5 protein-coding genes are annotated in these 11,194 nt (G+C 69.5%); 1 reads left to right on the top strand and 4 read right to left on the bottom strand.

Annotated features, from left to right (window positions below):
- Window positions 1-20: 20 nt before the first annotated feature.
- The 3 genes from ACWIF2_RS30995 to ACWIF2_RS30985 all read right to left on the bottom strand — a co-directional run bounded on the left by ACWIF2_RS30995 (window position 21) and on the right by ACWIF2_RS30985 (window position 6,813).
- Entirely contained in the window at window positions 21-4,982 is a 4,962-nt protein-coding gene (locus ACWIF2_RS30995) for an NAD-glutamate dehydrogenase (RefSeq protein WP_454364156.1), read from the bottom strand.
- Between the two features lie 560 nt (window positions 4,983-5,542).
- Complete coding sequence (locus tag ACWIF2_RS30990; protein ID WP_454364154.1) at window positions 5,543-6,211, bottom strand: HAD family hydrolase; 669 nt, start codon at window positions 6,209-6,211, stop codon at window positions 5,543-5,545.
- Between the two features lie 86 nt (window positions 6,212-6,297).
- On the bottom strand, window positions 6,298-6,813 hold the full coding sequence (locus tag ACWIF2_RS30985; RefSeq protein WP_454364153.1) for a DUF6912 family protein: 516 nt from the start codon (window positions 6,811-6,813) through the stop codon (window positions 6,298-6,300).
- A gap of 340 nt (window positions 6,814-7,153) precedes the next feature.
- On the opposite strand from ACWIF2_RS30985, the gene ACWIF2_RS30980 reads away from it, so the two are divergent.
- Window positions 7,154-7,993, top strand: a complete 840-nt coding sequence (locus ACWIF2_RS30980; protein ID WP_454364152.1) for an Rv3235 family protein — start codon at window positions 7,154-7,156, stop codon at window positions 7,991-7,993.
- 101 nt (window positions 7,994-8,094) lie between these two features.
- Here the strand turns inward: ACWIF2_RS30980 and secA are convergent, their stop codons facing one another.
- On the bottom strand, window positions 8,095-10,941 hold the full coding sequence (secA, locus tag ACWIF2_RS30975) for a preprotein translocase subunit SecA (RefSeq protein ID WP_454364151.1): 2,847 nt from the start codon (window positions 10,939-10,941) through the stop codon (window positions 8,095-8,097).
- Window positions 10,942-11,194: the final 253 nt, after the last annotated feature.

The following is an 11,194-nucleotide window of genomic DNA, read 5'->3' as shown; positions in this document are numbered from 1 at the left end:
GCCCTAAGAGGCCGTACGCCCTACGAGTGCGTCCGCAGCAGCGTCCTCATCGTGCGCATCGCCACCGACAGGTTGGCGAGGTCGAACGCGTCGGAGCTCTGGATCTCCTCCAGTGTGGTGCGGGCGCGGCCGAGGATCGCCGCGTTCTTCTGCTCCCATGCCTTGTAGCGCTGCTCGGGCGTGGAGCTGCCGTTGCCCACCGCCAGGACGTCGGCGGTCAGCGCCGCGTGCGCCGCGTACAGGTCCTCGCGGATCGCCGCGCGGGCCATGGACTGCCAGCGGTCGGCACGGGGCAGCTCGGAGATGCGGTCCATGAGCTGGGTGATGCGCAGCCGGTCGGCGAGGTCGTAGTAGACCTCGGCGACGTCCAGCGGCTCCCGGCCCATACGGTCCGCGACCGAGACGATGTCCACCGTCGGGAAGGCGGAGGAGAAACCGGCCACCCGGGTGGCGAGTTCGTCCGGGACACCGACGCCCGTCAGCTCGTCGAAGATCTTCTGGTACCACTCCAGATCGGCGCCGCGCAGCAGATTCGGCAGCTGCCCCCAGACCTGCTCGACCCGGTCGGCGAAGAAATCGACCGTCTCGGCGAGGTCCAGCGGCTGCGGCCGGTTGTTGAGCAGCCAGCGCGTGCCGCGCTCGACCAGGCGGCGCGAGTGCAGACGGATGCGGGTCTGGACGTCGGCCTCGACCTTGTTGTCGAGCGCCTCGACCCCGTCCCACACCGGGGACTGGCGGAAGATCGCCCGGGCCGCGGTCTGCGCCCGCACGATCTCCTCGAGCGACGCCCCGGTCTCCTCGCGCAGCCGGTGCAGATACGTCGTACCGCCCGTGTTGACCGTGTCGTTGACCAGGACGGTCGTGGTGATCTCACGGCGCAGCGGGTGGCTGACGAGGTGCTCGGGGAACTGCTCGCGCAGCTCGGTCGGGAAGTACGCGCGCAGCAGGGTGCTCAGGTACGGGTCGTCCGGCAGCGAGGTGTGCAGCAGCTCCTCGGCGACCGTGATCTTCGTGTACGCCAGCAGTACGGCCGTCTCCGGGCCGGTCAGGCCCTGGCCCGCGGAGAGCCGCTCGCGGATCTGCCGGTCGGTGGGCAGGAACTCCAGCGCCCGGTTGAGGTGGCCCTCCCTGACCAGGTGCTTCATGAAGCGCTGCTGGGCGTGGAGCATGGAGCCGGACTGGGCGAGGGCGTTGGCGATCGCCGTGTTCTGCGCGTAGTTGTTGCGCAGCACCAGGCGGCCGACCTCGTCGGTCATCTCGGCGAGCAGCTTGTTGCGCTGCTTGACGGTCATGTCGCCGTCCGAGACGAGGCTGTTGAGCAGGATCTTGATGTTCACCTCGTGGTCGGAGGTGTCCACGCCCGCGCTGTTGTCGATGGCGTCGGTGTTGATCCGGCCGCCGTGCAGCGCGAACTCGATCCGGCCGAGCTGGGTCAGGCCCAGGTTGCCGCCCTCGCCGACGACCTTGACGCGCAGGTCCTTGCCGTCGACGCGGATGGCGTCGTTGGCCTTGTCACCGACGTCCGCGTTCGATTCGGCCGAGGACTTGACGTACGTACCGATGCCGCCGTTCCACAGCAGGTCCACCGGCGCCTGGAAGATCGCCTTCATCAGGTCGGCCGGGGTCAGCTTGGTGACCTTGGCCTCGATGCCGAGGGCCTCGCGGATGTGCGCGTTGACCGGGATCGCCTTGGCCGTGCGCGGGAAGATGCCGCCGCCGGCCGACAGCAGCTCCTTGTTGTAGTCCTCCCAGCTGGAGCGGGGCAGCTCGAACAGGCGGCGCCGCTCGGCGTAGGAGGTGGCGGCGTCCGGGTTCGGGTCGATGAAGATGTGCCGGTGGTCGAAGGCGGCCACCAGGCGGATGTGCTCGGAGAGCAGCATGCCGTTGCCGAACACGTCACCGGACATGTCGCCGATGCCGACGACCGTGAAGTCCTCGGTCTGGGTGTCCACGCCCAGCTCCCGGAAGTGCCGCTTGACGGACTCCCAGGCGCCGCGGGCGGTGATGCCCATGCCCTTGTGGTCGTAGCCGGCGGAGCCGCCGGAGGCGAAGGCGTCACCGAGCCAGAAGTTGTACTGCTCGGCGACCCCGTTGGCGATGTCGGAGAAGGTCGCTGTGCCCTTGTCGGCTGCGACGACGAGGTAGGTGTCGTCCTCGTCGTGCCGGACGACGTCCGCCGGGGGCACGACCTCGCCGGCCACCATGTTGTCGGTGATGTCGAGCAGCGCGGAGATGAACGTCTTGTAGCTCGCGACACCCTCGGCCAGCCACGCGTCCCGGTCCACGCTCGGGTCGGGCAGCTGCTTGGCGACGAAGCCGCCCTTGGCGCCCACCGGCACGATGACGGTGTTCTTCACCATCTGCGCCTTGACCAGGCCGAGGATCTCGGTGCGGAAGTCCTCACGCCGGTCGGACCAGCGCAGACCACCGCGCGCGACCTTGCCGAACCTGAGGTGCACGCCCTCGACCCGCGGCGAGTACACCCAGATCTCGTACGCCGGACGCGGCGCCGGGAGGTCGGGGATGGCCTGCGGGTCGAACTTCATGGAGACGTAGTCGTGCGGCTTGCCGCCCGCCGCCTCCTGGAAGAAGTTCGTCCGCAGCGTCGCCTTGATGACCGTGAGGAACGACCGGAGGATCCGGTCCTCGTCGAGCGAGGCCACCTGGTCGAGGGCCGCGTCGACCTCCTCCAGCAGCGCGTCCACGATCTCGTGCCCCGCGCGCTGCCGGTCCGGCGACATCCGCGCCTCGAACAGGGAGACGAGCAGCCGGGTGGTGTGGACGTTGTTGCGGAGGGTGTCCTCCATGTAGTCCTGGCTGAACGTCGAAGCCGCCTGGCGCAGGTACTTCGCGTACGCCCGCAGCACCATCGCCTGGCGCCAGGTGAGCCCGGCGCTCAGCACGAGGGAGTTGAAGCCGTCGTTCTCCGCCTTGCCGGTCCAGGTGGCGGAGAAGGCATCCTGGAAGCGCTCGCGGGCGTCGTCACCGAGGTAGTCCCCGCTGCCGTTCTGCGAGCGGGGCATGCGCAGGCCGAAGTCGTAGATCCAGGCCACGCTGCGGTCCGGGCAGCGCAGGTCGTACGGCCGCTCGTCGACGACCTCGACGCCGAGCCGGTTGAGGACCGGCAGCACCGCCGAGAGGGAGATGGCGTCGCCCGTGCGGTAGATCTTGAAGCGGCGCTCCTCGGGGGCGGCGCCCACCGGCTCGTACAGGCTGAGCGCGAAGTCCTTGCCCTCCTCGGCGTTGAGCTGTTCGAGGTGGACGAGGTCGGCGACCGCGGCGCGCGGGTTGTGGTCGGCCTTGTAGCCCTCGGGGAAGGCGTGCGCGTACCGGCGCATCAGCTCGGCCGCGCGCTCCTCGCCGAGCTCGGCGTTGAGCGCCTCCGCGAAGGCGTCCTCCCAGGAGCGGGCCGCCTCCACCAGCCGGGCCTCGATGCGGTCCTTGTCGGAGTCGGACAGCTCCGGCAGCTCGGTGCCCTGCGGGACCCGGACCACGAAGTGCAGCCGGGAGAGGATCGACTCGGTGTTCCAGGCGGTGAAGTCGACGCTGATGCCGCCCAGCTCCTCCTTGAGGATCTCGATGATCCTGAGGCGCACAGCCGTGGTGTAGCGGTCGCGCGGGAGGTAGACGAGGGCGGAGTAGTAGCGCCCGTACTCGTCCTGGCGCAGGTAGAGCCTGAGGCGCCTGCGCTCCTGGAGGTAGAGGACGGAGGTGACGATGGACCGCAGCTCGTCGACCGGGGTCTGGAAGAGCTCGTCGCGCGGGTACGTCTCCAGGATCTGCAGCAGGTCCCGCCCGTCGTGGCTGTTGGGTGAGAAGCCGGCCCGCTCCAGGACCTCCTCGACCTTGCGCCGGATGACGGGGACCCGACGCACGGACTCGGTGTAGGCGGCGGAGGAGAACAGCCCGAGGAAGCGCCGCTCGCCGACGACATTGCCGTCGGCGTCGAACTTCTTCACCCCGATGTAGTCCAGGTACGACGGCCGGTGCACGGTGGCCCTGCTGTTCGCCTTGGTCAGGACGAGCAGCTTGTGCTCGCGCGCCTTGGCCCGGGCGTCGGCGGGCAGCCGCTCGAACGACGGGCTGACCGGGTGGCTCTCCTCGGCGGCGTGGTGCGGGTCCGAGCGCAGTATGCCGAGCCCGGTGCCAGGGACGGCGGCCAGGGAGTCGTCCTCGCGCAGCTGATACTCGCGGTAGCCCAGGAAGGTGAAGTGGTCGTCGGCCAGCCAGCGCAGCAGCTCGCGGGCCTCCTCGACCTGCGGTCCGGGCAGGTCACCGGGGATGGGCTCGTCCGGCAGCCCCTCCGCCAGCCGGATCGCCGCGTCCCGCATCTTGCCCCAGTCCTCGACGGCCTCACGGGCGTCGGACAGCACGCGCAGCAGGTCGGCGGCGATCTGCTTCAGATCGGCACGGTCCGTCTCGCGGTCGGTCTCCACGTGGATCCAGGACTCGACGTGCGCGTCGTGCGGGAGGTCGCCGGCGCCGGTCGGGGGCGTGGGCAGCACCTCGATGAGCTTGCCGGTCACATCGCGCCGCACCACGAACTGGGGGTGGATGACGACGTGGATCCCGCGCCCCTGCCGTGTCAGCTCATTGGTGACGGAGTCCACGAGGAAGGGCATGTCGTCGGTGACGACCTCGACGACGGAGTGGCTGCACGTCCACCCGTTCTCTTCCACGGTGGGAGTGTGAACCCGCACGTTGGCCGTGCCCTGGGGGCGGTTCTCGGCCAGCCGGTAGTGGGAGACGGCGGCTCCGAAGACATCGACCGGGTCGCGGTCGGCGAGGTCCTCCGGGGCCGTGTGCAGGTAGTAACGCTGGAGGAACGAGATCAGGGACTCGCGGTCCGGGGCCTCCTGGGCGTCTGGGATCTCCTCGCCCGTCGACCCGGTCGGTAGGTGCCCCCCGACCGGGCTGTTCTCAGCTACCCGGGCAGCCCTCTCGAGCAACTCGGCCTTTGCTTCGTCCAGCTTGGTCTGCATTGTCCTCTGGCTCCTGTCGCGCGCCGTTGCGTGACGTAGAAGGAAGTACGGTCTCTGCGCTGACGACGTCACGCCGTGACACGGGGTATCCGGTCTGTTCCGACGCTATGCCGCCAGACGAGAGGAGCGGGGGTGTCTGAGCCATTTTTGAGCTGCCCCACGGGTGTGACGCTGCTCTCTGCGACGCCTCGGTCCCGGTGGTGCTCGGCGTCCCGGGAGTCATCGATGCCCCGTACCGCCCGCGAATACCAGCGACCGCCGCCCGGTCACGGATGTGGTCCGTCCGGGCGCAGGGCAGGGACGACGACGTCCCCGCGAACTATCGCGCTGATCACGCCACCAAGGCTATCGCTCCTTACAGGGGGGCCGTCATGAGCCGTATGTGTACAAAACCAGGCCCGGAAGTTTGACGTTCTGCACAGTGCAGACCCTTTTGACTGCGGGCATGCATGCCGCTAAGGGCGGCACGGGTGGGTGCAGCGTCACCCCGCTACGCCGGGCTGCGGACCCACCCCGCCCCAGCACCAACGCCGAGCACCCCGAAACCCGCCAGTTTCCGGTCAGGCCGCCGCGAGCCGCTCAGCCTCCGCAACGGCATCCTCCAACGTGTCCACCACAGGCACACCCACCTGCTCCAGACTCACCCGACTGTGCGACCCCCCGGTGTACAGCACAGCCCGAGCCCCCACATGCAACGCGGCCACCGCATCATCCGCCGCATCCCCGATCACCACGGTCCGCCCCGGCTCCACCCCCGTCAGTGACGCGAGATGCCGCACCATGTGCTCGGCCTTGCTGCCCCCCGACGGCCCGGTCCGCCCGTCCACCCGTATGAAGTGCGGCTCGATCCCGAACCCCCGCACCAACGGCACGAGCTCCTCGTGCACATACATGCTCAGAATCGACTGGCTGCGCCCCGCCGACCGCCACCCCGACAGCAGCTCCACGGCCCCCACCGTCAGCCCGCACGCCCCCCGGTGCTCCGAGTAGTACCGGTGGAAGACCTCGTCCATGGCCTCCCACTCGGCCTCGGTCGGCAGCCGCCCCATCAGCCGCTCGTAGAACTTCGGCACCGGCACGCAGTACAGCTCCCGGTACTTCTCCAGCGTCAGCGACTCCAGCCCCAGCTCGGCGAAGGCCGCGTTCGTCGCCCCGATGATCGCGTCGATGTCATGGAACAGCGTCCCGTTCCAGTCCCAGACAATGTGCGCGCCCGTCTTCATCCCCATGCCCAAAAACGTACCCGGCCCCACTGACAATCAAGAGAACAGCGCCCCAACGCGCCCCCGGCGCCCGGGGCCGGGCCCGGGGCCGCTCAGTCCCCCTGCCCCACCAGGTTCGGGATCTCCTGCGTGGCGAACCACAGCAGCTCATGATCCTCGGCACCGTCCACGACGAACTGCGCGTCGTCGTCCCCGGCATCCGCCGCCCCCAGCGCCGCGGCGGCCGCCGTCACATCCGCCTCCGCGTCATCCGCGTCGACATGCACCGCCGCCGCCCTGGCCAGCGCCACGGGAGCCGAAACCCGTACCTCTCCCAGCGCCGCCGGATCGAGCCCCAGGTCGGGATCGGTGCTCGCATCCCGGTCGGGCACGTCCACGGCCACCACGACCCGGCGCCGCGGCACCCCCGGCTCGATGGCCAGCAGCCGCAGGGAGGCCAGTGCGGCCCGGTTCAGCGCCGCGTACTCCAGTTCCTCGATGTCGTCGGAGACGTACCACTCACGCAGCGCGGGCGTCACGGCGTACGCCAGGAACGGCCCGGCTCCCAGCTCACCCGTTTTGTACGCCTCGGCGAGACCGGGGAGGGTCAGGGGCACGTAGACACGCATGGCTGGCCGCTTTCGTGGTCGGTTCATGGCCGGAGGGCCCAGGAGGCTCAGGAGGGCCCCGGAGGGCCTCCAGGATACGTGCGGGGGTCCCCTTTCGAGTTCCGGCCCGTGACGCCCGACGCGTCCACCCCGGGCCCGGAATTCACCCGGCGCGCCCCAGCCCCGACGGGCTCCTCACTCCCCGGATCACCCGGATAGGTGAACATTCCGGCGCCCGCGACCCAAGGCTCGCTGCCTTGCTCCTGCCCCCATCCACCCCGTACAAGATCACCAACCCGAAGTTACTCACCGGTACCCACCGGCCCACGGGTATCTACCGGCCCATGAAACGGGGACCCCCATGAACAAGGTCATGACCAGGGCACAGCATCGCCCGCCGAGCCGCCCTCCGGCCCGCCGCGACCCCCGCCGCCCCGGCAGCACAGCCTCACGCACTCCCGGGAGCACCGCCTCACGCACCCAGGTCACCACCGCCTCACGCACCCCCGGCGGCGCAGCCCCTCCGCGAACCCCCGCCGGAGGCCCCGCCCGCACCACTGCCGCCGGAGACCGTCCGCCCACCGGCGGCCGCGCCGAGACCGCCCGCACCCGCCCCGCGGACACCCGCCCACCGACCCCCTCCGGATCCCGAACGGCAACCCGGCAGACACAACCCGGCGCCCCCACGGCAACCCGGCCGACGACCCGCACACCCACCGCGACCCGGCAGACACCCAGCACCCCTACCGCGACCCGGCAGACACCCAGCGCCCCTACCGCGACCCAGCAGACACCCAGCACCCCCACGGCCCCCACGCCCCGCGTCCCGGCCCAAGGCCCCCGCCGGCCGGTCCCCCAGCCGCTCCTCCCCACCGACCGCTTCGCCGACCTCCTGCTCGCCGTCCTCAGCGGCCGCCGCCCCGTCCACTCGATGCTCCGCCACACCCGGGGCCGCGCCTACGACGAACTGGCCTGGCTCGCCGAACGCGGCCCCCTGCGCACCCGTGGCGCCCGCCCCGTCGTCCGGGACATCGGCTGGTACGAGCCCCGCCCCGGCGCCATCGAGGCGTTCGCCCGCATCGGCGCCGGCGACCGGCTCCGCGCGATGGCCTTCCGCCTGGAACTCGGCCAGGACCTCCGCTGGCGCTGCACGGCCGTGGAACTGGGCGGCCCCCGCCCACCCCGCGCAGAGGCCTGCTGAGGCCCGGGACGAGCCCAGCCACGACCGCCACGGGCAAACCGAAGGGCCGGACACCCTCGGGTGTCCGGCCCCTTCAAGCCGCTACGGCGCCACGGCCGCCGTCACTTCTTACGACGCCCCCGGCCCTTCGCCTGCTTCCGGCGCTCCGCGCGCGTGAGGCCGTCGGACTCGGAACGCACCGGCTCGCCGTCCTCGGTGAAGTCACCCTCGATGGTGCCACCCTCACCGTCGACCGTCGGCGCGGAGAAGTGGAGGTTGCGCCGCTGCGGGACGTCGAGCCCCTTGGCACGGATCTCCGGCCGGGAGCCCGCCTGCGCCGGCACCGCGTCCTGCTTCTCCAGGTCGGCCACCGGCTTGGTGTCCTCGACCGGGACCTCCTCGACCTGCTGCTCGACCTGGACCTCCAGGTTGAACAGGTAGCCGACGGACTCCTCCTTGATGCCCTCCATCATCGCGGTGAACATGTCGAAGCCCTCGCGCTGGTACTCGACCAGCGGGTCCTTCTGCGCCATCGCGCGCAGGCCGATGCCCTCCTGGAGGTAGTCCATCTCGTAGAGGTGCTCGCGCCACTTGCGGTCCAGGACCGACAGCACGACCCGGCGCTCCAGCTCACGCATGATCTCGGAGCCGAGCTGCGCCTCACGCGCCTCGTACTGCTCGTGGATGTCGTCCTTGATGGAGTCGCCGATGAACTCGGCGGTCAGGCCCGCCCGGTCGCCGGCGGCCTCCTCCAGCTCCTCGATCGTGACCTTGGCCGGGTAGAGCTGCTTGAACGCGCCCCACAGCCGGTCGAGGTCCCAGTCCTCGGGGAACCCCTCGGCGGTCTCGGCGCCCACATAGGCGTCGATGGTGTCGTCCATGAAGTGCTGCACCTGCTCGTGCAGGTCCTCGCCCTCCAGGACGCGGCGGCGCTCGCCGTAGATGACCTCGCGCTGGCGGTTGAGGACCTCGTCGTACTTCAGGACGTTCTTACGGGTCTCGAAGTTCTGCTGCTCGACCTGCGACTGGGCGGAGGCGATCGCGCGCGTGACCATCTTGTTCTCGATCGGCACGTCGTCCGGGACGTTCGCCATCGACATCACGCGCTCGACCATCTGGGCCTTGAACAGCCGCATCAGGTCGTCGCCGAGCGAGAGGTAGAAGCGGGACTCGCCCGGGTCACCCTGACGGCCGGAACGACCGCGCAGCTGATTGTCGATCCGCCGCGACTCGTGCCGCTCGGTGCCCAGCACGTAGAGCCCGCCGAGCCTCTCGACCTCGTCCTTCTCGGCCTGGACGGCCTTCTCGGCCCGCTGGAGCGCCTCGGGCAGGGCGTGCGCCCACTCCTCAATGTGCTCCTCGGGGTCGAGACCGCGCTGGCGCAGCTCCGCCTCGGCGAGGTCCTCGGGGTTGCCGCCGAGCTTGATGTCCGTACCGCGGCCGGCCATGTTCGTGGCGACCGTGACGGCGCCCTTGCGGCCGGCCTGGGCGACGATCGTCGCCTCACGGTCGTGCTGCTTGGCGTTCAGCACCTCGTGCTGGATGCCGCGCTTGCTGAGCTGCTGCGAGAGGTACTCGGACTTCTCGACGGAGGTGGTGCCGACGAGGATCGGCTGACCCTTGCGGTGCTTCTCCTCGATGTCGTCGACGACCGCCTCGAACTTGGCGACCTCGGTCCGGTAGATCAGGTCCGACTGGTCCTTGCGGACCATCGGCCGGTTGGTCGGGATCGGCACCACACCGAGCTTGTAGATCTGGTGGAACTCGGCGGCCTCGGTCATGGCCGTACCGGTCATGCCGGACAGGCCGGGCTGTTCCTTGTCGTTGTGGTCGTGGCGCTTGTAGAGCCGGAAGAAGTTCTGCAGGGTGATCGTGGCGAGCGTCTGGTTCTCGTCCTTGATCGGGACCGCTTCCTTGGCCTCGATCGCCTGGTGCATGCCCTCGTTGTAACGGCGGCCGGCGAGGATACGTCCGGTGTGCTCGTCGACGATCATGACCTCGTCGTCGATGATGACGTAGTCCTTGTCCTTCTTGAAGAGCTCCTTCGCCTTGATGGCGTTGTTCAGGTAGCCCACCAGAGGGGTGTTCACCGACTCGTAGAGGTTGTCGATGCCCAGCCAGTCCTCGACCTTGCTGACGCCGGACTCGTGGATGGCGACCGTGCGCTTCTTCTCGTCGACGTCGTAGTCGCCGGTCTCCTCGATGCCCTTGAGCGGTTGGCCGGCCTCGCCGCGCTTGAGTCGCTTCACCAGCTTGGCGAAGTCCCCGTACCACTTGGTGGCCTGGTCGGCCGGGCCGGAGATGATCAGCGGCGTACGGGCCTCGTCGATGAGGATGGAGTCGACCTCGTCGACGATGGCGAAGTTGTGGCCGCGCTGGACGAGCTCGTCCTGGGACCACGCCATGTTGTCGCGCAGGTAGTCGAATCCGAACTCGTTGTTCGTGCCGTACGTGATGTCGCAGGCGTACTGCTCGCGGCGCTGAGCCGGCGTCATGTTGGCGAGGATGCAGCCGACCTCGAGGCCCAGGAACCGGTGGACGCGGCCCATCATCTCGGAGTCACGCTCGGCCAGATAGTCGTTGACCGTGATGATGTGGACGCCCTTGCCGGACAGCGCGTTCAGATACGCCGGCAGCGTGCCGACGAGGGTCTTGCCCTCACCGGTCTTCATCTCCGCCACATAGCCCATGTGCAGGGCGGCGCCGCCCATCATCTGTACGTCGTAGTGACGCTGGCCGAGGACGCGCTTGGCGGCCTCGCGGACGGTGGCGAACGCCTCGGGCAGCAGGTCGTCCAGGGTCTCGCCGTCGGCGTAGCGCTGCTTGTACTCATCGGTGAGGGCGCGCAGCTCGGCGTCGGAGAGGTCGACGAAGTCCTCTTCGATGGAGTTGACCTGGTCCGCGATGCGGTGCAGCTTGCGCAGGATCTTGCCTTCGCCTGCACGCATGATCTTCGAGAGGACGGACACGGGGGTTGGTCTCCTTGCCGGTCGGGCCTGGGACGGTCGGTTACCACTTGACTTACTGAGCAACGGCCATCGTATGCGAGGACCCCACCGCGCCGGGAGGGCCTGCCGTGACGGCGACCGTCCGCTGCTTCAATTCTGATTCTCGTGTGCTTCAAAAGGGACAACGTCCGGGCCCCGCGGATAGTGCCGCATCCCCCGACCGAATTAAGCGAAGCGTGACAACGCACTCACGTACAGCAAACAGATGGCACGC

It is taken from the genome of Streptomyces sp. NPDC055506, assembly GCF_053643595.1.
This window is presented reverse-complemented; position numbering and strand designations above follow the sequence as displayed.

Bases quoted from the DNA above. Each gene is read 5' to 3' on its own strand.
- ACWIF2_RS30980 (WP_454364152.1), top strand. From the start codon at position 7,154: ATGAACAAGGTCATGACCAGGGCACAGCATCGCCCGCCGAGCCGCCCT.
- ACWIF2_RS30990 (WP_454364154.1), bottom strand. From the start codon at position 6,211: ATGGGGATGAAGACGGGCGCGCACATTGTCTGGGACTGGAACGGGACG.
- ACWIF2_RS30995 (WP_454364156.1), bottom strand. From the start codon at position 4,982: ATGCAGACCAAGCTGGACGAAGCAAAGGCCGAGTTGCTCGAGAGGGCT.
- ACWIF2_RS30985 (WP_454364153.1), bottom strand. From the start codon at position 6,813: ATGCGTGTCTACGTGCCCCTGACCCTCCCCGGTCTCGCCGAGGCGTAC.